Below are 19722 nucleotides of genomic sequence, written 5' to 3' on the forward strand. Positions count from 1 at the left end.
ATCGGTCGGTAGTGCATCCCACGCCGGCCGAGTGCGTTCCCAATGCTCAGGGGTGCGGTTGGTCCCGACGGTCGCCGGGGAGTCTCGGCAGTGGTTGGGTTTCAGCGTCTGGTGTGGACTTCGGTGGGGTGGCCCGCCTGGGCACGGGCCTACTGAGGTAGGCCGGCCTCGGCCGGGTCGGGCGGACCAGTTGAACCTGGCGTCGGACCCTCTGCTCGAGATCCATCTCGGACAGCAGCCGTTTGACGGTCGACAGCGCCACGGCGTGCAACTCGCGCAGTTCGGGAGCACTCTCGGTGGTCGCCAGGTCGTCCAGTCGCGCCCGCGCCTCCTGCATGCCCTCGAGGGCGTCCCGGAGAGCCTGGACGTCCTCCGAGCCCAGACTCGCTGCGGGGCCCGCCTCGTTGCGGACGAGCTGCCCGAACGTGTCGATACCGGCGGCCAGTTCCCGCAGTGTCTGGGCGAGCCCGAGCAAAACGTCCTCGGCGCCGTCGTCGTCGAGCCAGGTCGGTTCGGACGTCGCGTCCACCAGCGCGCGGAACATCGAGCGGATGGCGACCGCGGAGTGCTCCAATGCCTCGAACCCCTGGCGCAGACCCGGCCCCACGTCGGGGCTGGCGACGGCGCGAACGTTGAGTCGCCGCCCCTGCTCGGCGTGCAGGATGGCCAAACCGACCCGGGGGATGTCGTGGTGGGTGATCCGGCGGGCCTCGTCCAGCCACGTCCGAGCAGCCGACCCCACCTCACGCCCCCCGGTGACCAGCTCAGTCAGCTCCTCGGCGGCGCCGTTGAGCAACTCGCTGATCGAATCCGAAAGTCCGTCGATGGCCCGCGCGGCGTCGGCACTGGCGATCCTGGGAGGGAACAGCAGGTTCGCCGCGACTCCGACTGCGGCACCCACCAGGGTCTCTGCGATCCGCTGCCAGGCTGCGGACTCGGCACCCAGCGAGCCGACGCCGAGCACCAGCATGCCGCTGATCGCGACCTCGATGAGGTTCGAGCGCAGGCGTAGCGCCTGGCCGATCGCCATGGAGACGAAGATCAGCAGGCCCAGGCTCCACCACTCCAGCGGGAGTACGGCAGCGAATGCCACTGCCAGGGACACGCCGGTCACCACGGCCACCACACGGTCGAGACCGCTGGCGAGAAGCGAGACCGGAGTGACCTGGACGACCAGCATCGCGGTCAGGGGTGCGAGCAGTGGCTGCGTGCCCGGGAAGATCAGCGTCGCTACGACGAAGCTCGCCACCGCGGCCATCGTGATCCGCAAGGACCACAGGACTGCGGCGCGGCCGTCGTTGCTCAGCCGAGTCAGGTTGCGATCCAGCCCTCGTCGCCACTTGTCGCGCACGGTTCATCATGCTTGACGTTGGAGCGAATGCCTACGGAGAGTCGGCCGCAGGCTACGCCGGTGCGTCCACTCCTGCGCATGAGCGATCGCATCGAGCCATGAGGACGGTGTGCCTGCCAGATGCCGCCGGTACAGCGGGCCACGTTCGCTCAGCTGGGACACAAAGCCGAGCCGAGGGCACGACCGTCGGTGGGGACGGCCCTGCCTTTGCCGGCCTCGTCAGTCGATGTTCACGACGAGCTTGCCCAAGGTGCCAGCCGCGAAAGCTTCGAACGCGGCCGGGACCTCGCCTAGCGGGAAGGTCTGCTGAACGCGCACCCGCGAGTCACCGGCGACGTGATGGCGGACGGCCCGGTCGAGGGTGGCCGCGTCAGGGTTCGCGTAGATGGCGTGCACCGTGGCGTCGTCCGTAGGCACTTGCTCGGGCGACATGATCAAGGTCGAGGCGAGTCGGCCGCCTGGCCGCACCGGGGCCAGAGCGAGGCTGGGGTCGCCAGCGAAGTGCAAGACCACATCGACGCCGTCGGCGTGGACCTGGCGGACTTCAGCGGCGAGATCGCCGGTGTAGTCCACGACCGTTGCGGCACCCAGGTCAGTGACCAGCTCGCGCTCGTCGTCCGTGGCGGCGGTCGCGACCACGTGCGCCCCCGCCTGCGTGGCCAGCTGCACGGCCTGGTTGCCCACGCCACCGGTGGCGCCGACGACCAGGACCTTGTGACCAGGCTGGACCTCCGCGGCATCGAGGGCCTGAATAGCGGCCGTCCCGGCCAGCCCAAGGGCAGCACCTTCGGCGTAGTCGACCTCGTCAGGGAGCTTCGCAAGCCCGACCGCCGTCGACACCGTGACGAACTCAGCGAACGAGCCGTCGCCGAGGTAGGGCTTGGTGACCACCCCGAAAACGCGGTCACCGACCTGGAAACCGGTCACGCCGGGGCCGACGGCATCGACGACGCCGGCGAAGTCCTTGCCCAGCACGACGGGGAACCGGTGCTCCATCATGTCCTTCAGCAGGCCGCCGGCGACCGCGAGGTCAAAGCCGTTCACGGCTGCTGCACGGACTTGCACCCGCACTTCACCCTCGGCGGGCTCGGCGACGTCGACTTCGATCAGCTCAGGAGCAGCGTCGAAAGCGGTCAGGCCGAAGGCACGCATAGGGCATCTCCTAGGGAGTCAAGGAATGGAACGGATGTTCCACTTACAGGTGACGTCAACGTAGGAAGTGGAGCGCCTATTCCAGATGTCTGTAGGCTTTTTCCATGGCGAGGATTCCCGCGAGCGAGCAGCCCCCGGCGGGGGCCGCTCTGCGGGCGGACGCCGAGCGGAACAGGGAACGGGTTCTCGAGGCCGCGCGCCACGTCTTCGCCGAGCAGGGCTTGGACGCCTCGACGAACGCCATTGCTCGCCGCGCCGGTGTGGGTGTCGCGACCCTGTTCCGACGGTTCCCCACACGTGAGGACCTGATCGCAGCAGCCTTCGCCGAGAAGATGCATGCCTACGCCGAGGCCGTCGATGACGCGCTGGCCGCGCCAGATGCCTGGCACGGCTTCTGCGCCTACCTGGAAAGGGTCTGCCAGATGCAGGCCGACGATCGGGGCTTCGCTGACGTGCTCACCTTGACCTTCCCGACGGCCAAGGCTTTCGAGGAGCAGCGCAAGGAGATTGGAGAGAAGCTGACCAAGCTGCTCGACAGTGCCAAGGCCACCGGCCGCCTCCGGCCAGACTTCGCCCATCAAGATGTGCCCCTGATCCTGATGGCCAACGCCGGCGTCATCACCGCCACCAAGGACGCCGCTCCCGACGCGTGGCGTCGCCTCGTCGGCTACCTGTTGCAGGCCTTCGCCGCCGAAGCGGCGCAACCCCTGCCCGACCCGCCGTCGCGCGCGCAGATGTACCGAGCCCTCAAGCGCCTGGCGCCAACTCCGCACGGCGCACGCTCTTCGGGCTGACGTCAGTCGCTGCACTGGCTCCAGGCACCAGCACACCGCCGGCGGGGTCAGCACCTGTCAGTGCCCCGTCGTAGCGTGCCGACCATGGAGTCCACACATCACACGATCTCCTACGTCGAGCTGGCGGCTCCTGACCTCGCCGCCTCCAAGGCCTTCTACGCCGCCGCGTTCGGCTGGCAGTTCAACGACTACGGCCCGACCTATGCGGGCATCCGCGCGGCCGACGGCGACGGCGAGGTCGGCGGGCTCAACGCCGCCGCTCAGGGCGGGTCGGGCAACGGGCCGCTGGTGCTGCTCGTGTCCGAGGACGTCGACGCCTCGCTCGCCGCGGTCGAGGCCGCGGGCGGTCGGATGGTGACCCCGGTCGAGGCATACCCGGGCGGCCGCCGGTTCACCTTCGCCGACCCGGCCGGCACCGTGCTGGGCGTGTTCCAGATCGACTGACCTCAGGCCGGCGGCCAGACGTCGGCAGAACACGCGGCCACCAGGGCGCGGCGCGCGGCGCGCTCGAGGCTCGCCAATGCCTCTCGCCGGGCCGACATCTCGGCTGACCCGATGGCCCCGCCGTCGTCCGCCAGGCCGAGCCCGGCGATCCGCAGCACGCGGCCGGCCCGACCGGCCAGTGCCACCGCAGCCGCCGGGATCCCCGCCGGACCGGTCAGCTCGTCCGGACGCGCCAGATCGAGGAACTCGTCGGCAAGTACCGGCTGCCACCGTGCGACGTCGAGCCGCGCGAGCGTCTCGGCGGCCGAGAGCGTCTCCGATCGCAGCGCCCGGTCGGCCTCACCCAGATCTGGGACCTGACGCGGCGCGGCGTCGTACTGCTCCCACCACAGTGCCGAGCCTTGGCGCCGCGGCACCAGCGCGATGCCTCGACCGACCACGGCCTCGCCGACGGAGAGCGCCGCGGCGTTGAGCTCCCGGGGCCCGCCGAGCCCGAGCAGGTCGCCGGCGCGCGGGAGGGCGATCCCCACCCCGTCGGCGCCGCTGCGTCGCAACCCGGCCAGCTGGTCGAGGTCGAGCCCGAAGGACGTGAGCTCGTCGGCCGGCTCGTGCCCCCGGAGCCACGACGTGGCGTGCCAAGCCACGCAGGCCGAGACGGGCAAGGAAGACGTCACGGCGCGCGACGATACGCCGAGGGGCCTCGCAGCACGGTGGATAGGGTGGCCGCCATGTCCGCCGTCCTCGAGTTCGCAGGTGTCACCGTGCGCCGGGGCGGGGCGACACTGATCGACTCGATCGACTGGTCGGTCACGGAGGACCAGCGCTGGGTGGTGCTGGGACCGAACGGAGCGGGCAAGACCACGCTGCTGCAGGTCGCGTCGGCACAGATCCACCCGACGGCCGGGGTGGCCGGGATCCTGGACGAGGTCCTCGGCACTGTCGACGTCTTCGAGCTGCGACCGCGGATCGGCCTGACAAGCGCGGCGTTGGCCGAGCGGATCCCGCGTGACGAGCGGGTGCGCGACGTCGTGGTGTCGGCGTCGTACGGCGTGATCGGCCGCTGGCGCGAGGAGTACGACGAGCTCGACCACGAGCGAGCACAGAACCTGTTGGTGGAGGTGGGTGTCGACCGGCTTGCCGACCGCACCTTCGGCACCCTCTCGGAGGGAGAGCGGAAGCGGGTCCAGATCGCGCGGGCTCTGATGACCGACCCCGAGTTGCTGCTGCTCGACGAGCCCGCTGCCGGCCTCGACCTCGGTGGCCGCGAGGACCTCGTCAGCACGCTGACCGTGCTCGCGAACGACGAGGCGTCGCCGGCGACCGTGCTGGTGTCCCACCACGTCGAGGAGATTCCACCCGGGTTCACCCACGCGCTCCTGCTACGCGACGGTGCGGTGGTCGCGTCGGGTCCGTTGCGAGACGTCGTGACGGAGGAGAACCTGTCCGCGACGTTCGGCCTGTCCCTCGTGCTGCGCTACGAAGCCGGTCGTTTCAGTGCCCGCCGACGGGCCCGTCGACACCTGGGTTGACACCTGGGTTGACGGGCCGCGAGTCGCGGCTTGCGGCGTGGTGTGCCCGGATAGGCTGCCAGCATGGAGGACTTCGCCAGCTGGCTCCAGGAGAACATGTGGGGTGGCTGGCTGGCGCTCGCGACGGTCCTCGGCATCGCGGAGATGTTCAGCCTCGACCTGGTCCTGATCATGCTCGCGACGGGTGCACTGGGCGGGCTGGTGACCAGCCTGGTCACCGACGTGGTCGTGGTGCAGTTCCTGGTCGCGGTCGTGGTGTCCGTCGGGATGCTGGCCGTCGTGCGGCCCGGACTCGCCCGACGCCTGCACACCGGTCCTGAGCTGATGCTCGGCCACGGCAAGCTGGTCGGCACCCAGGCGCTGGTCACCGAGTCGATCACGTCCCAGGAGCCCGGGAGGGTGCGACTGGCGGGAGAGATCTGGTCCGCACGACCGTACGACGAGACCTTGACCATCGACGCGGGGGAGACGGTCGAGGTGTTCGAGATCCGAGGAGCTACGGCCTACGTCCACCCCGTACCCCGACTCGAGGGCTGACGGCCCTCGACCGACAGGAGAACCATGACACCGCTCATCATCCTGGCGCTGGTGGCGCTGTTCGCCATCGTGATGCTGGCCAAGACGGTCAAGATCGTCCCGCAGGCTCGCGCCGGCATCGTCGAGCGGTTCGGCAAGTACCAGCAGACCCTGGACGCCGGCCTGAAGCTGATCGTGCCGTTCATCGACAAGGTCCGGTACCTCATCGACCTGCGTGAGCAGGTGGTGAGCTTCCCGCCGCAGCCGGTCATCACCGAGGACAACCTGGTCGTCTCCATCGACACGGTCATCTACTTCCAGGTCACCGACCCGGTGGCAGCGACGTACGAGATCGCGAACTACATCCAGGCCGTCGAGCAGCTCACGATGACCACGCTCCGCAACATCGTCGGTGGCATGGACCTCGAGGAGACCCTCACGAGCCGCGACGCGATCAACAGCCGGCTGCGTGGGGTGCTCGACGAGGCGACCGGCAAGTGGGGCATCCGCGTCAACCGAGTGGAGCTCAAGGGGATCGACCCGCCGCCGTCGATCAAGGACTCCATGGAGAAGCAGATGCGCGCGGACCGTGAGAAGCGGGCGGTCATCCTGACCGCCGAGGGCCAGCGGCAGGCCGCGATCCTCACGGCGGAGGGTTCCAAGCAGTCGGCGATCCTGAACGCCGAGGGCGACCGCGAGTCGCTGATCCTCCGCGCCCAGGCCGACCGGGAGTCCCAGATCCTGCGCGCCCAGGGCGAGGGGCAGGCGATCCAGACGGTCTTCCAGTCGATCCACGACGGGCAGCCCGACCAGGCGCTGCTGGCGTACCAGTACCTCCAGATGATGCCGAAGATCGCCGAGGGCGACGCCAACAAGGTATGGGTCATCCCGTCGGAGATCACCAAGGCGCTGGAGGGTCTCGGCTCGTCGCTCCACGAGATCGCGGGGATCCCGAAGGACGCGACGCCGCGCAAGCGGGTGGACATGGGGCCGTCAGAGCCCCAGCTGTCGACAACGTCGAGCGACCGGGAGCTGAGCGGTGCCAACAAGGCCGTCGAAGAGGCGATCGCCGCGGCCGAGAGCGCGGCCGCGCCGGGCCGCTCCAACGCGCCCACCCCGTCGACCGACCCGAGCGCGCCCGCCGATCCCGATCCGCTCGGGCTCGACGACCTGCCGTCGTCCTCAGGCCCGGCGTCGCCAGGGGAGCCGCCCAGCGCGTGAGCCCCTTCGAGGTCGCGGCCATCCTGCTGGCCGGGATGGCTGCCGGCACCATCAACACTGTGGTGGGGTCGGGAACGCTGATCACGTTCCCGACCCTGCTCGCGTTCGGCGTCCCGCCGGTCACGGCCAACGTGAGCAACACGGTGGGGCTCGTCCCCGGTTCGGTGTCCGGGGCGATCGGCTACCGCGCCGAGCTCGAGGGCCAGCGGAGCCGGCTCGTGCGGCTGGGGTCCGCGTCGCTGCTGGGTGGACTGGCCGGGGCCGCACTCCTGCTGTGGCTGCCGTCCAAGGCCTTCGACACGATCGTCCCCGCCCTGATCGGGATCGGCGTGCTGCTCGTGATCCTGGGCCCGGCCATCTCGCGTCGGGTCGCGGCACGTACCGAGCGCGAGGAGCCGGCTGAGCACGGCGCGACGTGGGTGTGGCTCGCCGTCCTGCTCACCGGCGTGTACGGCGGCTACTTCGGTGCCGCACAGGGCGTGCTGCTGGTGGCGATCCTCGGGATCGGGATCGCGGACACCTTGCAGCGGCACAACGCGACCAAGAACGTGCTGGCGGCCATCGTCAACGCGGTGGCGGCCGTCGTCTTCATCCTCGTCGCGGACGTGGACTGGGCGGTTGCCGGCCTGATCGCAGCCGGGTCGATCGTCGGCGGGCAGCTGGGCGCCACCGTCGGTCGCCGGCTGCCGGCACCCGTGCTGCGGGCGGTGATCGTCCTGGTCGGCCTCACGGCTCTCCTCGTGTTCCTGCTCGACTGACCGGGAGCGCCGCCCCCCTAGCATGCAGTCATGGACGAGCAGCTCACGGTCAAGCCCCTCTCACCCGAGACGTGGGACGCCTTCGCCGCGATGGTCGACCGCCACAACGGGATCTTCGGTGGATGCTGGTGCATCTGGTTCCACCCCGACAGCGACGAGCGCGGTCAGGGGGCCGAGGCGAACCGGGCGCTGAAGCGCCGCTTCGTCGACGAGGGCCGCGCCCACGCCGCCCTTGTTCTCGACGGTGACCGTGCGGTCGCGTGGTGTGAGTTCGGAACGCCGGAGGAGCTGCCAAACATCCACCACCGCAAGGACTACGAGGCGGCAGGTGAGCCGGCCCCGGACTACCGGCTGACGTGCCTCTTCATCGACAAGGAGTACCGCCGTCGCGGACTGTCGGCCATGGCACTGCACGGTGCCCTCGACCTGATCGCGGAGGCGGGTGGCGGCGTCGTCGAGGGGTACCCGCAGGACCTCTCCGACGGTCGGCGGGTCGGCAACTCGTTCCTCTACAACGGCACCCGAGCCCTTTACGAGCGCGCCGGCTTCACGTACGTGCGCCCGAAGGGCAAGAACCACACCGTGATGAGGCGGACGGTGGCCGCCCGCTGACGGTGGGACCCCCAGGTCGAGTCGGTCCATCGTCTTCTGGCACTAGCGTCACTCGCATGCTGGTCCACCGCGACAACCGTGTGCTGCGGATCGTCGCAGGTGTCGCCTGCCTGGTCCTGGGGGCCTGGGTGCTGGGCCGTCCGTTCGCCTCGCTCGCCGTCCTGGTGATCGGGCTGGCGGCCGTCCTGATGGTGCTCGGAGTCCGGGAGCTGGTCGGCGAGGAACGCCCGTGGCCGTGGGTGACGCTGCTGACGGCAGGTGGTTGGTTCGTCTCGGCCCTGGTCCTGCTGGCGATCCCAGCATGGGGCTTCCGCGTCCTCGTGGTTGCGGTCGGCATCTGGCTGTTGATGGAGGGGCTGAGCAGGGTCGTCCGGGGGTTGCGTGGTGCCGCGGACGACCGCATGACGTCCGTCCTCTACGGTGCCGCGTCGATGGTCCTGGGCGTCCTGGCCCTACGGTGGCCCGACATCACCCTGACCGTCGTCGCGCTGGCCGTCGGGGTCCGCGTGCTCTGGCTCGGCCTCTCCCTGGTCTGGGGGGCGCTCCGTGGGATGCGTCCGGCGCGGCCGGCCCGGGGCCGGCTTCGTCGGGTCGGTCGAGCCGGGCTGGCGGCGCTCAGTCTGGTGCTGGCCCTCGGTCTCGCCGGCGTCAGCTACATGCTCCACGCGACGGCTCCGGTCCCCGATGCGTTCTACGCGACCCCGGCCGACGTGCCCGACGAACCGGGGCAGCTGCTGCGCGCCGAGCCCTTCACGCGGGCGATCCCGACGGGAGCGAGCGCCTGGCGGATCCTCTACACGACCACGCGGGACGAGGGGGTGCCGGCACTGGCGAGCGGGCTCGTCGTGACCTCCGACGAACGACCGGTCGGTCCGCGCCCGGTGCTCGCCTGGGCACACGGGACCACCGGCGTCGCGGAGGGTTGCGCGCCGTCGCTCCTCGGCGACCCGTTCGAGGCTGGTGCGATGCCGGCCCTCGACGAGGCACTGGCCGAGGGGTGGGTGGTCGTCGCCACGGATTACGTCGGACTCGGCACGCGGGGCCCGCATCCCTACCTGATCGGGCAGGGCGAGGGCCGCTCGGTGCTGGACGCGATCCGCGCCGCCCGTCAGCTGGACGGTCTCGACCTCGGCCACGACACCGTCGTGTGGGGCCACTCGCAAGGCGGCCACGCGGCGCTGTGGACCGGCGTCCTGGCATCGACGTACGCGCCCGATGCCGGGGTCGGCGGAGTCGCCGCCTTGGCTCCGGCGAGCGACCTGCCGGCCATGGTGGCCGGCCTCGACGACGTGCCCGTGGGCGCGCTGTTCGCCTCCTTCGTCGTCGCCGCCTACGACGCGACGTACCCCGACGTGCGTGCTCGCGACCTGGTCCGGCCCGGCGCGCGGATACCGGTGGAGGAGATGGCCGAACGGTGCCTCGCGGAACGCTCGGTGCTGGTGTCCGTGGTCCAGAACCTGCTCTTCGAGCAGTCGATCTTCAGCGGTGACCCCGCGACGGGTGCGACGGGCGACCGGCTCTCACAGAACGTGCCCTCCGGGCCGATCGACGTGCCCGTGCTGGTGGCGCAGGGACAGTCCGACGAGCTGATCACGCCGACCGTGCAGGCGGCGTACGTCGACGATCGCTGCCGAACCGGCGGCGAGGTCGACTACCGCACCTATCCCGGGATGGGTCACCTGGAACTCGTCGCCGCGGACTCACCGCTGGTGCCGGAGCTCCTCGAGTGGACCCGGGCGCGCTTCGCCGGGCAGCCGGTGACGCCGGCCCAGGCCTCCGGGTGCTGAGGTCAGGCGCCGCGCGAGGCGTCGGCATACCGCTGCGCCAGAAGCCTCACCTCGGCGAGCAGCTCGGGTGAGTCGAGCACCTCGAACGGTGCATCCCACCAGGCGAGGTACTTGGCGACCATGGCGGCGTCGTCGGAGCCGACGGTGACGAGGCAGGCGTGCTCGCCGTCCGGCTCGATCTCGACGGACGCAGGTGCCCGCTCGCGGATCAGGTCGGCCGAGGCGAGCAGACGCACGCGGTAGCGGCTCTGCCAGGGTGCGGTCTCGAGGGCGCGCACGACGAAGTGCTCGAAGCCGCCCTCGGGGTCGGGTCGCGGTTGGAAGCGTCGACCGTTGGGCACCTTGACCCGCATCCGATCGACCCGGAAGGTCCGCCAGTCGTCTCGTGCGAGATCCCAGCCCAGCAGGTACCAACGGGCACCACGGTGGACGAGACGGTAGGGCTCGACCTCCCGATCCGTGTTCTTGCCGGAGGCGTCGCGATAACGGAACCTCAGCTGCTCGCGTGCGTGGATCGCGGCCGCGATCGGAGGCAGGGTGTCCATGGCGACCGTGGGACCGCCGAGTGGAGCGTTCAGCGTGGCGCCGGCCAGCGACTCGAGGCGGGGACGCAGGCGCGAGGGCAGCAGCGCGACGACCTTGGTGAAGGCTCGCATCGACGATGTGGCCGTGTCGGACAGGCCATGCGAAGCGGCGAGAACCAGTCCCAGCGTCACGGCCATCGCCTCGTCGTCGTCCAGCAGCAACGGCGGGAGCCGACTGCCGGCGCCGAGACGATACCCGCCCGCGACACCCGGTGTCGCCTCCACCGGGTAGCCCAGCTCGCGCAGCGTGGCCACGTCGTTGCGCAGCGTGCGCACGGACACGCCGAGCTCAGCCGCGAGGGACGGTCCGCCGTGGGCGCCCGGCACCTGCAGCCGGGCAAGGAGACGGAGCAACCGCGCGGAGGTCGTCAGCACGCTTCAGGCTATCCGACAACGCGGAAGTGAACCTGCCGCAATACGTGATGGGATGGAAGCATCCGATCCACGAAAGGACACTCGTCATGGGAACTCCCACCATCGCCACCGTCGTCTTCCCGGCTCGCGACTTCGAGGCCGGCGTGAGCGCGTGGACGTCGGTGTTCGGCACCGGCCCGGCCTTCTCCAGCAGCGGCGAGCAGACCCCGCCCGGTGAAGCCGACTTCGCGGTGTTCAAGACGCCGGACCTCGAGATCGCGCTGACGTCCCTGCCCTGGGTCGACGCGCCTCTCGTCTTCCTCGACGCCGAGGACATCGAGCGGACCCGGCAGGAGCTGGTCGACTCCGGCGCGACCGGGCTCGGTGAGGTCTCCGACGGTTCGCTCGCGGAGCTCGGCAGCGCGTCCATCACCAACGGGAGTCCCGAGACGGGGATCGTCGACGTCCCCGGCGCCAAGCTCGCAGTCGTGCGGCTCGCCGACGGGAACCTCCTCGGTCTTCGTCAGTCGATGCCCGCCGCTTGGTGACCCGCGGCGCGGAAGCCGGTCACGGGCGACGGGTCGCCAGGACGCAGAACTCATTCTGCTCCGGGTCAGCCAGGCACACCCAGGGCTCGTCGCCGGTCTGGCCGACGTCCGCGTGGCGCGCGCCGAGGTCCAGCAGCCGACGGACCTCGGCCTCCTGGTCCCGGTCGGCCGGGTTGAGGTCGAGATGGAGCCGGTTCTTGACGGTCTTGCCCTCCGGCACGCGGGCGAAGGTCAGCGCCGGCGGCACCGGACCTCGGTGGGCCTCCGGGTCGGTCACGTCGGGCGAGCCGATGGTGACCACGTCGTCGTCCTGGTCGAGCACGTCGTAGCCGAGGACCGCGCACCAGAACTCGGCAAGCGCTCCTGGATTGGCACAGTCGATCGCCAGCTCGGTGAACTTGCTGGTCATGCCACGTCCTCCCCGGTCCTGAGTGTCATCGGCGTCGCGCCAGGGTGACGCCGTCCGCGAGCGGGAGCAGGCACATCGTGACCCGTTCGTCCGATGCCAGCTTCGCATTGAGCGCGCGAATGGCCGCTGTGTCCGCGTCGTCGGCGCCGTCCTCGATCACCTTGCCGCCCCACAGGGTGTTGTCCAGCGCGATCAGCCCACCCGGACGGATCAGGCGGAGACAGCGTTCGTAGTACCCGTCGTAGCCGGCCTTGTCAGCGTCGATGAACGCGAGGTCGAACGTGCCTTCCTCGCCGGAGGCGATCAGCTCGTCCAGGGTGTCGGAGGCTGGTGCGATGCGGAGGTCGATCTTGTCCCTGACGCCCGCCTCGCGCCAGTACGTGCGCGCCAGCGCGGTCCACTCCTCAGAGACGTCACAACACACGACCTGGCCGCCGTCCGGGAGAGCGAGCGCCACGGCCGTGGAGGAGTATCCGGTGAACGTGCCGACCTCGATGCACCGGTGCGCACCGAGCAGCTCGACCAGGAGGGCGAGGAACGCGCCCTGCTCGGGTGCGACCTGCATGCCGTGCTGGGGGATCGCTGCGGTCTCCGCGCGCAGCCGGGCGAGGACGTCGGGTTCCCGCGTGCCCAGCTGGAGCACGTACGCCGCGAGCTCGTCAGAGATGCCGATCGTCTTGTTGGCCATGGACGCGACTCTAGTTGCGCGTCGGCGGTGGGTTTGACGTCGAGCAGGGTGCTGCTTGTCCCGGACAGCTGACGGGGTCAGACTGGTACGAGGCGGTCTGACGACCGCACGGGCGTCAGACACGACCCTCTCGAGGTGAGTGTGATGAGGCACGGAGAATCCCTGGCCCTGACCATCGAGGCGACGCAACGGTCTCTGGACGGGCGACTGCGCGAGGCTGTGATGCCCCACAGCGACCCGCTCCGGCCGCGCGACAACTACGCGGCGACCGACACGTTCATGGCCGCGACCAGCCGGCACCTGGCTGCCGTCGAGGCCGTCGTGCTGCCGTCGGTGCGCCGCACCGTCCCGGACGGCGCGGCGCTCGTCCACGACTACGTCCACGCGGCTCGACAGCTCGAGCACACTCTCGCCCTGATCAAGGGGCGGTTGTACGGCGAGGCCTACGCGGTGCACCTCGCGTGGCCGACGCTGTGGGACACCGTTCGCACCCAGCTGGCCGAGCACAACCGGATCGAGCGTCAGATGGTGGAGGAGCTGATCGGATACGGCGATCCGACGGACGTCGAGGCGCTACCCCGCAAGGTCTTCGAAGCGGAGACCCACGGGCCTACCCGGCCGCACCCGGTGTTGCCGCACACCGGCTTCCTCGGCCTCGTGGCCCGCCGCATCTGGACCCTGGCGGACCGGTTCTGGGACAGCGCCGAGGGTCGCGTCATCCCCGAGCCCGTCCACCCCGCCCATCACCGTCACGACAGCCTGATGGCGCAGTACCTCGTCGCGGATCCGCAGTTCGACGCCGACGCCACGATCTTGGAGCACCGGCATCCCCGCCACGGGCGGCCCGCCTAGCAGCACCACCACCGCCGTCGACGTCAGCTGGTCAGACTCCGAGTCCTGATGCTCGCGTCGACGTACGCCGCCACCCATCGCTCCAGCTCGTCGTACACCCTCGCCCGGGCTTCCGGCCGCGAAAGCACCACGTCGTGGCGTGCGCCGGGAATGGCGATGTAGGTGACGTGGCTGCCGATCGCGGTCGCCCAGCGCCGGATCTGCTCGACGTCGAGCACGATGTCGGTGGTGTGGACGTCCTCGCCCATCTCCCGCGGCCACGTGGTGCGGTCGGAGGAGAGAACCAGGACGGGCACCGGGACGTCCAGCCCGGCCTGCAGCTTCGCGTGCGCGCGCCGCACGCCGGCCAGCCAGCCGACGTACACCGGGAACGAGTCGACGGGTTTCCACGTGAGGTCGAAGGTCCACTCCCCACCGTGCTCGACGTGGAGGCTGCGGGCGTAGAAGCCCTCGATCGTGCGCGGGATCGTCCGGCGGGGTGCGCGCTGGGCCAGACCCTTGAGGGCGGCCGTTCCGATGGTCCGCATCAGGGCGCTGCCCTGGAGGTCGAGCCAGGGCGAGTTCAGCACGAGCGCGGTCAGCTGGGCGGGTCGGCGCTCGTCCGACCAGAGCGAGCACGTGAGCCCGCCGGTGGAGTGGGCGCTCACGACCACCTGGTCGTGGCCGTCGCGGACCGTGATCCGGTGCCAGGCGGCGTCGATCTCGGCGAAGTGCTCCCGCAGGTCCGTCACGTAGTTGGCGAGCTGATGGGGAAGGAGCGATCGCCCGTACTTGCGCAGGTCGAGGGCGTAGAAGTCGTAGCCGCGCTCGACCCACCACTGGCCGTAGTCGGTCTGGAAGAAGTAGTCGCAGAAGCCGTGCACCTGGAGCACCGCTTTGCCCGTGGGCTGGTCGGCACGACGCGACACGAGCGTCGCCACCACCGGACCGTCCTCGTCGGGCGGGAAGTGCATGGTCTCGGCGGTCCAGGGTTCGCCGAGCACGTCGGTGATCACTGCCATGGCCAGATCGTAGGGGAGGCGTCAGCCGCCCGCGGCCCGGACCAGCCCGCGCACCAGGGCGAGCTCGGTCCGCATCTCCGGGTGCCACTGGACGCCGACGCGGAACGTGTCACCCGCGGCCTCCATCGCCTCGGCCGTCCCGTCCTCGGCTCTGGCGGTGAACGTGAAGCCCGGCGCCTCGCGCACCGACTGGTGGTGGTGGCAGGCGACCTCGACCTCGGGGCCGATCAGCGAGGCCAGCCGCGAGCCGGGCTCGATGCTGACCCGGGTGTCGCCGAACTCGTCGCCGCCGGGGGAGTGCTGCTCGTGCCCGACGAGCTCCGGCGTGTGCTGGTCGAGCGCGCCGCCGGCGTGGACCGCCATGAGCTGCATCCCGCGACACACCCCAAGCACCGGGAGCCTGGCGGCGTCGGCGGCATCCAGCAGCGCCAGCTCCCACGCATCGCGGTCGGGCCGCCAGCCAGCGGTGCGGTCGTGCGGCTCCTCGCCGTAGCGCGAGGGGTCGACGTCAGCCCCGCCGGACACGACGAGCCCGTCGAGCCGAGCGACCACTGCGGCGGCTGCGGCCGCGTCATCCGTGGCCGGCGGCAGCAGCAGCGGTACGCCGCCCGCCGCGACCACCGTGTCGGCGTACTCGGCCTGCAGCACGTCGGCGCGCTGCTGCCACACTCCCCAGGCGGCCTGCTCGCGATAGGTGGTGAGCCCGATGACCGGGCGGTTCACGACGCTCATCTCAGAGGGGCGTCACGTACGCCGCGTGGATGCCCCCGTCCACCAGGAACGTGGTGGCGGTGATGAACGAGGACTCGTCCGACGCGAGGAACAGCACGGCGTTGGCCATCTCGCGTGGCTCGCCGAAACGTCCCATCGGCACGTGCACGAGCCGACGGGCCGCGCGCTCGGCGTCCTTCGCGAAGAGCTCCTGGAGCAGCGGCGTGTTCACCGGCCCGGGGCACAGCGCGTTGACGCGGATGCCCTGGCGGGCGAACTGCACACCGAGCTCGCGCGACATCGACAGCACACCGCCCTTGCTGGCGGAGTAGGAGATCTGCGACGTCGCCGCTCCCATCACGGCCACGAACGAGGCAGTGTTGATGATCGAGCCGCTGCCCTGCTCGACCATGTGCGACAGCGCGGCCTTGCTGCACAGGTACACGCTGGTGAGGTTGACCTCCTGCACCCTGCGCCACGCGTCGAGGTCGGTGTCGAGGATCGAGGCGTCCTCCGGTGGGCTGATGCCGGCGTTGTTGAACGCGATGTCGACCGAGCCGTAGGTGTCCTTCGCCGTGGCGAACAGGGCATCAACGTCGTCCTTGCTCGTCACGTCGACGTGGGCGTACGTCGCGACGTGCTCGCCTCCGAGCTGGCCCACCAGAACCTTTCCGCGCTCGTCGTCGATGTCGCCGATGACGACCTTGGCGCCCTCCTCGACGAACCGCTCGACCGTCGCCAACCCGATGCCCGAGCAACCCCCGGTCACGACCGCCACCTTCCCCTCGATCCGGCCAGCCATGAGCTACTCCTCGTCCCGATCGGTGGCGATGAACACGTTCTTCTCCTCGGTGAAGGCCGCGGGAGCGTCCGGTCCCAGCTCACGGCCCAAGCCGGACTGCTTGTAGCCGCCGAACGGCGTCCAGTAGCGGACCGACGCGTGGGAGTTGACCGACAGGTTGCCGGCCTCCACCCCGCGTGCCACGCGGAGCGCGCGTCCGAGGTCGCTGGTGTAGATGGAGCCGGACAGCCCGTACTCTGTGTCGTTCGCGAGCGCGACGGCATGGTCCTCGTCGTCGAACGGCATCATCGCCACCACGGGGCCGAACACCTCCTCACGCCACACCGGCTCCTCGGTCGACCTGGACTCGACCACGGTCGGCGGCAGCCACCAGCCCGGCCCGTCAGGTGCGCGGCCGGTGAAGGCGACCGACGCGCCATCGATGTAGCGCTGCACCGAGTCGCGCTGTGACGCCGACACCATCGGCCCCATCTCGCTGGCGTCGGCCGACGGGTCCTCGACCCGCAGCGACGCGACGGCGTCCTGGAACCGGCCGACGAACTCGTCGTACGCGCTGCGTTGCACGAGGATCCGCGACCGGGCGCAGCAGTCCTGACCGGCGTTGTCGAAGACGGCGTACGGCGCAGCGGCGGCCGCCTTCGCGAGGTCGGCGTCGGCGAACACGATGTTCGCGCTCTTGCCGCCGAGCTCGAGCGTCACCCGCTTCACCTGCAGGGCACAGCCGGCCATGATCTGCTGACCCACCTCGGTCGAGCCGGTGAAGCTGACCTTGCGGACGAGCGGGTTCGTGACGAACCGCTGACCCACGACGGAGCCCTTCCCGGGGATCACGGTGAACACGCCCTCGGGCAGTCCCGCCTCGCGACCGAGCTCGGCGAGCCGGATCGCCGTCAGCGGAGTGATCTCCGCCGGCTTGAGGACGACGGTGTTGCCTGCCGCGAGGGCCGGCGCGAGACCCCAGCCCGCGATCGGCATCGGGAAGTTCCAGGGCACGATGATACCGACCACGCCGAGTGGTTCGTGGAACGTGATGTCGACCCCGCCGGCGACCGGGATCTGCTTGCCCATCAGGCGCTCGGGGGCGCCGGCGTAGTAGTTGAGGCAGTCGCGGACGTTCCCGGCCTCCCAGCGGGCATTGCCGATGGTGTGGCCGGCATTGGCGACCTCGATGCGCGCGAGCTCCTCGATGTGCGCCTCGACGTTCGCCGCGAAGGCACGCAACAGCCGGGCGCGCTCGCCCGGGGCGACCGCCCGCCACGACGTGAACGCCTCGTGCGCCCGCTCGATGGCTGCGTCGGTCTCTCGCTCGTCGAGGGACGGGACCTCGACGTCGAGCGGAGCCTCGGTCGCCGGGTTGATCAACGTGGTCATGTGGTGGTGTTACATCCTCTCGAAGCCGCGCACGAGCTCCCAGTCGGTCACGGCCGTGTCGAACGCCGCGAGCTCGACGTCGGCCATGTTGGTGTAGTGGTCGACGACCTCGTCGCCGAAGGCGGTCCGGGCCAGGTCTGACGTGGCGAACGCATCGCGTGCCTCGCGCAGGGTCGAGGGCACATGCTCCTTGTCAGAGATGTAGGCGTTGCCGACCAGCTCCTCTTCCAGGACCAGCTCCTGCTCGATCCCGTGCAGCCCGCCGGCCAGCATCGCCGCCAGCGACAGGTGGGGGTTGACGTCGGCACCGGGAACCCGGTTCTCCATCCGCGCGGACGGGCCGTGTCCGACGAGTCGGACCGCGCAAGTGCGGTTGTCGTTCCCCCACGCGATCGCGGTCGGCGCGAAGGATCCCGGGGCGAACCGCTTGTAGGAGTTGACGTTCGGCGCGTACAGGAGCGTGAAGTCGCGCATCGTGGCGAGGACGCCCGCGACGAAGGAGTCGTAAAGGGCAGAGCGCCGGTCGCCGTCCCAGAAGACGGTCGAGCCGTCGAGACCGCGCAGGGAGAGGTGGATGTGGCAGGAGGACCCCTCGCGCTCGTTGAACTTCGCCATGAACGTGATCGACTTGCCGTGCTGGGAGGCGATCTCCTTCGCGGAGGTCTTGTAGACGCTGTGGTTGTCGGCCGTGACCAGTGCGTCGGCGTACAGGAACCCGATCTCGTGCTGGCCGAGGTTGCACTCGCCCTTCGCCCCCTCGACGTCGAGGCCGGCGAGGTACATGTGGTTGCGGATGTCGCGCAGCAGGGGCTCGACCCTGGACGTGCCGAGCAGCGAGTAGTCGACGTTGTACTGGTTCGACGGCACCAGATCGCGGTAGCGCTTGTTCCACGCCTCCTCGTAGGGCGTGTCGAACACGATGAACTCCAGCTCGGTGCCCGCCAGCGCCTGCCAGCCGCCTGCGCGCGCCCGCTCGAGCTGGGTCTTCAGCACCGTCCGAGGAGACTGGACCACGGGGGCGTGGTCGAGCCACACGAGGTCGCACTGGACCATGGCGGTTCCGGGCAGGTGGGGGAGCATCCGCAGCGTGTCGTAGTCGGGCACGAACTCCATGTCCCCGTAGCCCTTGTCCCACGAGGACATCTCGTAACCGGCGACCGTGTTCATGTCGACGTCGACGGCGAGCAGGTAGTTGCAACCCTCCGTGCCGTGCTCGAGCGCCACGTCGAGGAAGTACGACGCGTGCAACCGCTTCCCTTGCAGCCGACCCTGCATGTCGGTGAACGCCAGCACGACGGTGTCGACCTCCGCCGCGTCGATCTTCTGCCGCAGGTCGTCCAACGTGAGGAACCGCTTGTTCGGTGCGGTCATGTCGTCTCCAGTCCGATCGGTCCGGTCGAGGTCATCCGAGTCCCGTCATCCGAGGAAGGCTCGCAGCAGCGCCGCGGTGTCGTCGCAGTGCTGTTCCATCACCCGGCGAGCGCGGTCGGCCCGGCCCTTCACGATGGCGGTCGTGAGGTCGCGGTGCTGCCGGTGGCTGTGGCTGATGTTGGCGCCGAGGAACGGGATCGAGAGCAGCATCTCGTGCAGCGAGGACTGCACCGACGTGACCGCCTCGACGGTGCGCGCCGAGCCGCTGAGCGCAGCCACCGTGAGGTGGAACCGGGAATCGGCCTGCCGATGGTCGCCGGGCCGCTTCGCACCGGCGACGGCGTCGTGCGCCGCCTGCAGGCTGGCGCTCTGGTCCGGATCGAGGTCCGCCTCGGCAGCAAGGGCCGCTGCGCCAGGCTCCACGATTCGCCGGAAGTCGAGAGCGTCGAGCCAGTCGCGGCGCTGGGCCGGCGTGACCCGGGCCGCGCGACGCGCGAAGCTGCCACGGCCGCGCCGGGTGACCACCGTGCCACCTCCGCGTCCCCGCGTCGTCTCGACCAGTCCCGCCTCTCGCAGCGCCGCCATCGCCTCGCGCAGCGTGGCCCGGCTGACGCCGAGCCTGGTGGCGAGCTCGCGCTCGGCGGGGAGTGTGCTCCCGGTCGGGTAGACCCCGAGCCGGATCGCGGTGGCAAGCTGCTCGACGCACGCTTCGAAGGCGTGATGGCCGCGCACCGGGCGCAGCACTGCACCGGTCAGGTGCTCGAGCGGCTGGGCAGTCACTGGGTCAGTCTCGTGAGGGTTGGTTCGGACGTCAATGGTCGGAGTTCATACCATTTCTAAGGTCGGAGTTCAGACCAATTTGATCAC

Annotated in this window: 22 protein-coding genes; 10 read left to right on the plus strand and 12 right to left on the minus strand. The window is 70.3% G+C overall.

From position 1 onward, the window contains the following. Positions 1-46: 46 nt before the first annotated feature. The gene (locus VFZ39_RS08085) at positions 47-1351 is read right to left on the minus strand and encodes an FUSC family protein (protein WP_330865223.1); all 1305 of its coding nucleotides are present in this window, start codon (positions 1349-1351) and stop codon (positions 47-49) included. Between the two features lie 219 nt (positions 1352-1570). Continuing rightward, complete coding sequence (locus VFZ39_RS08090) at positions 1571-2503, minus strand: NADP-dependent oxidoreductase (protein WP_330865224.1); 933 nt, start codon at positions 2501-2503, stop codon at positions 1571-1573. Between the two features lie 104 nt (positions 2504-2607). Between VFZ39_RS08090 and VFZ39_RS08095 the strand changes: the two genes are divergently transcribed. Then, positions 2608-3297, plus strand: coding sequence for a helix-turn-helix domain-containing protein (locus tag VFZ39_RS08095; protein WP_330865225.1), 690 nt, complete (start codon positions 2608-2610; stop codon positions 3295-3297). Between the two features lie 84 nt (positions 3298-3381). After that, positions 3382-3741, plus strand: a complete 360-nt coding sequence (locus VFZ39_RS08100; RefSeq protein ID WP_330865226.1) for a VOC family protein — start codon at positions 3382-3384, stop codon at positions 3739-3741. Between the two features lie 2 nt (positions 3742-3743). On the opposite strand, the gene VFZ39_RS08105 is transcribed toward VFZ39_RS08100, so the two are convergent. Then, complete coding sequence (locus VFZ39_RS08105; RefSeq protein ID WP_330865227.1) at positions 3744-4415, minus strand: hypothetical protein; 672 nt, start codon at positions 4413-4415, stop codon at positions 3744-3746. Positions 4416-4469: 54 nt separating this feature from the next. Between VFZ39_RS08105 and VFZ39_RS08110 the strand changes: the two genes are divergently transcribed. The 6 genes from VFZ39_RS08110 to VFZ39_RS08135 all read left to right on the plus strand — a co-directional run bounded on the left by VFZ39_RS08110 (position 4470) and on the right by VFZ39_RS08135 (position 10164). After that, the gene (locus tag VFZ39_RS08110) at positions 4470-5270 is read left to right on the plus strand and encodes an ABC transporter ATP-binding protein (protein WP_330865228.1); all 801 of its coding nucleotides are present in this window, start codon (positions 4470-4472) and stop codon (positions 5268-5270) included. Positions 5271-5333: 63 nt separating this feature from the next. Next, entirely contained in the window at positions 5334-5807 is a 474-nt protein-coding gene (locus VFZ39_RS08115) for an NfeD family protein (protein WP_330865229.1), read from the plus strand. Between the two features lie 24 nt (positions 5808-5831). After that, entirely contained in the window at positions 5832-7007 is a 1176-nt protein-coding gene (locus VFZ39_RS08120; protein WP_330865230.1) for an SPFH domain-containing protein, read from the plus strand. Next, positions 7004-7765 carry a sulfite exporter TauE/SafE family protein gene (locus tag VFZ39_RS08125; protein ID WP_330865231.1) on the plus strand — a complete coding sequence of 254 codons (762 nt, stop codon included), beginning with the start codon at positions 7004-7006 and terminating at the stop codon, positions 7763-7765. Before VFZ39_RS08120 ends, VFZ39_RS08125 begins: the two co-directional genes overlap by 4 nt. A gap of 30 nt (positions 7766-7795) precedes the next feature. Beyond that, entirely contained in the window at positions 7796-8377 is a 582-nt protein-coding gene (locus VFZ39_RS08130; RefSeq protein ID WP_330865232.1) for a GNAT family N-acetyltransferase, read from the plus strand. Between the two features lie 56 nt (positions 8378-8433). After that, complete coding sequence (locus tag VFZ39_RS08135) at positions 8434-10164, plus strand: alpha/beta fold hydrolase (RefSeq protein WP_330865233.1); 1731 nt, start codon at positions 8434-8436, stop codon at positions 10162-10164. Positions 10165-10166: 2 nt separating this feature from the next. Here VFZ39_RS08135 and VFZ39_RS08140 read toward each other — a convergent pair whose 3' ends face one another. Further along, the gene (locus tag VFZ39_RS08140) at positions 10167-11123 is read right to left on the minus strand and encodes a YafY family protein (protein WP_330865234.1); all 957 of its coding nucleotides are present in this window, start codon (positions 11121-11123) and stop codon (positions 10167-10169) included. 86 nt (positions 11124-11209) lie between these two features. Between VFZ39_RS08140 and VFZ39_RS08145 the strand changes: the two genes are divergently transcribed. Beyond that, the gene (locus tag VFZ39_RS08145; protein ID WP_330865235.1) at positions 11210-11650 is read left to right on the plus strand and encodes a hypothetical protein; all 441 of its coding nucleotides are present in this window, start codon (positions 11210-11212) and stop codon (positions 11648-11650) included. 19 nt (positions 11651-11669) lie between these two features. Here VFZ39_RS08145 and VFZ39_RS08150 read toward each other — a convergent pair whose 3' ends face one another. Next, positions 11670-12059 carry a VOC family protein gene (locus tag VFZ39_RS08150; RefSeq protein ID WP_330865236.1) on the minus strand — a complete coding sequence of 130 codons (390 nt, stop codon included), beginning with the start codon at positions 12057-12059 and terminating at the stop codon, positions 11670-11672. A 25-nt stretch (positions 12060-12084) separates the two neighbouring features. Further along, complete coding sequence (locus VFZ39_RS08155; protein ID WP_330865237.1) at positions 12085-12747, minus strand: class I SAM-dependent methyltransferase; 663 nt, start codon at positions 12745-12747, stop codon at positions 12085-12087. Positions 12748-12891: 144 nt separating this feature from the next. Here VFZ39_RS08155 and VFZ39_RS08160 point away from each other — a divergent pair, with 144 nt between their 5' ends. Then, the gene (locus VFZ39_RS08160; protein ID WP_330865238.1) at positions 12892-13599 is read left to right on the plus strand and encodes a hypothetical protein; all 708 of its coding nucleotides are present in this window, start codon (positions 12892-12894) and stop codon (positions 13597-13599) included. A gap of 23 nt (positions 13600-13622) precedes the next feature. Here VFZ39_RS08160 and VFZ39_RS08165 read toward each other — a convergent pair whose 3' ends face one another. Genes VFZ39_RS08165 through VFZ39_RS08190 form a run of 6 tightly spaced genes read right to left on the minus strand, consistent with a single transcriptional unit; the run spans position 13623 to position 19635 of the window. Next, the gene (locus tag VFZ39_RS08165; RefSeq protein ID WP_330865239.1) at positions 13623-14600 is read right to left on the minus strand and encodes an alpha/beta hydrolase; all 978 of its coding nucleotides are present in this window, start codon (positions 14598-14600) and stop codon (positions 13623-13625) included. A 21-nt stretch (positions 14601-14621) separates the two neighbouring features. Next, a complete protein-coding gene (locus VFZ39_RS08170; RefSeq protein ID WP_414690275.1) occupies positions 14622-15332 on the minus strand; it encodes a gamma-glutamyl-gamma-aminobutyrate hydrolase family protein in 711 nt (236 codons plus the stop codon). Position 15333: 1 nt separating this feature from the next. Continuing rightward, positions 15334-16113, minus strand: a complete 780-nt coding sequence (locus tag VFZ39_RS08175) for a 3-oxoacyl-ACP reductase (RefSeq protein ID WP_330865241.1) — start codon at positions 16111-16113, stop codon at positions 15334-15336. Positions 16114-16116: 3 nt separating this feature from the next. After that, positions 16117-17484, minus strand: coding sequence for an aldehyde dehydrogenase family protein (locus tag VFZ39_RS08180; protein WP_330865242.1), 1368 nt, complete (start codon positions 17482-17484; stop codon positions 16117-16119). Between the two features lie 9 nt (positions 17485-17493). Next, on the minus strand, positions 17494-18855 hold the full coding sequence (locus VFZ39_RS08185) for a glutamine synthetase family protein (protein ID WP_330865243.1): 1362 nt from the start codon (positions 18853-18855) through the stop codon (positions 17494-17496). Between the two features lie 45 nt (positions 18856-18900). Further along, positions 18901-19635: a FadR/GntR family transcriptional regulator gene (locus VFZ39_RS08190; protein WP_330865244.1), complete on the minus strand. Its 735-nt coding sequence runs from the start codon at positions 19633-19635 to the stop codon at positions 18901-18903. Between the last annotated feature and the right edge of the window lie 87 nt (positions 19636-19722).

The organism is Nocardioides sp. (genome assembly GCF_036374615.1).
Taxonomy (GTDB): Bacteria; Actinomycetota; Actinomycetes; order Propionibacteriales; family Nocardioidaceae; genus Nocardioides.

Excerpts from the sequence above, each read along its gene's own strand:
- VFZ39_RS08090 (WP_330865224.1), bottom strand. The coding sequence starts at position 2,503 with ATGCGTGCCTTCGGCCTGACCGCTTTCGACGCTGCTCCTGAGCTGATC.
- VFZ39_RS08095 (WP_330865225.1), top strand. The coding sequence starts at position 2,608 with ATGGCGAGGATTCCCGCGAGCGAGCAGCCCCCGGCGGGGGCCGCTCTG.
- VFZ39_RS08100 (WP_330865226.1), top strand. The coding sequence starts at position 3,382 with ATGGAGTCCACACATCACACGATCTCCTACGTCGAGCTGGCGGCTCCT.
- VFZ39_RS08110 (WP_330865228.1), top strand. The coding sequence starts at position 4,470 with ATGTCCGCCGTCCTCGAGTTCGCAGGTGTCACCGTGCGCCGGGGCGGG.
- VFZ39_RS08115 (WP_330865229.1), top strand. The coding sequence starts at position 5,334 with ATGGAGGACTTCGCCAGCTGGCTCCAGGAGAACATGTGGGGTGGCTGG.
- VFZ39_RS08120 (WP_330865230.1), top strand. The coding sequence starts at position 5,832 with ATGACACCGCTCATCATCCTGGCGCTGGTGGCGCTGTTCGCCATCGTG.
- VFZ39_RS08130 (WP_330865232.1), top strand. The coding sequence starts at position 7,796 with ATGGACGAGCAGCTCACGGTCAAGCCCCTCTCACCCGAGACGTGGGAC.
- VFZ39_RS08135 (WP_330865233.1), top strand. The coding sequence starts at position 8,434 with ATGCTGGTCCACCGCGACAACCGTGTGCTGCGGATCGTCGCAGGTGTC.
- VFZ39_RS08145 (WP_330865235.1), top strand. The coding sequence starts at position 11,210 with ATGGGAACTCCCACCATCGCCACCGTCGTCTTCCCGGCTCGCGACTTC.
- VFZ39_RS08150 (WP_330865236.1), bottom strand. The coding sequence starts at position 12,059 with ATGACCAGCAAGTTCACCGAGCTGGCGATCGACTGTGCCAATCCAGGA.
- VFZ39_RS08155 (WP_330865237.1), bottom strand. The coding sequence starts at position 12,747 with ATGGCCAACAAGACGATCGGCATCTCTGACGAGCTCGCGGCGTACGTG.
- VFZ39_RS08160 (WP_330865238.1), top strand. The coding sequence starts at position 12,892 with ATGAGGCACGGAGAATCCCTGGCCCTGACCATCGAGGCGACGCAACGG.
- VFZ39_RS08165 (WP_330865239.1), bottom strand. The coding sequence starts at position 14,600 with ATGGCAGTGATCACCGACGTGCTCGGCGAACCCTGGACCGCCGAGACC.
- VFZ39_RS08170 (WP_414690275.1), bottom strand. The coding sequence starts at position 15,332 with ATGAGCGTCGTGAACCGCCCGGTCATCGGGCTCACCACCTATCGCGAG.
- VFZ39_RS08175 (WP_330865241.1), bottom strand. The coding sequence starts at position 16,113 with ATGGCTGGCCGGATCGAGGGGAAGGTGGCGGTCGTGACCGGGGGTTGC.
- VFZ39_RS08180 (WP_330865242.1), bottom strand. The coding sequence starts at position 17,484 with ATGACCACGTTGATCAACCCGGCGACCGAGGCTCCGCTCGACGTCGAG.
- VFZ39_RS08185 (WP_330865243.1), bottom strand. The coding sequence starts at position 18,855 with ATGACCGCACCGAACAAGCGGTTCCTCACGTTGGACGACCTGCGGCAG.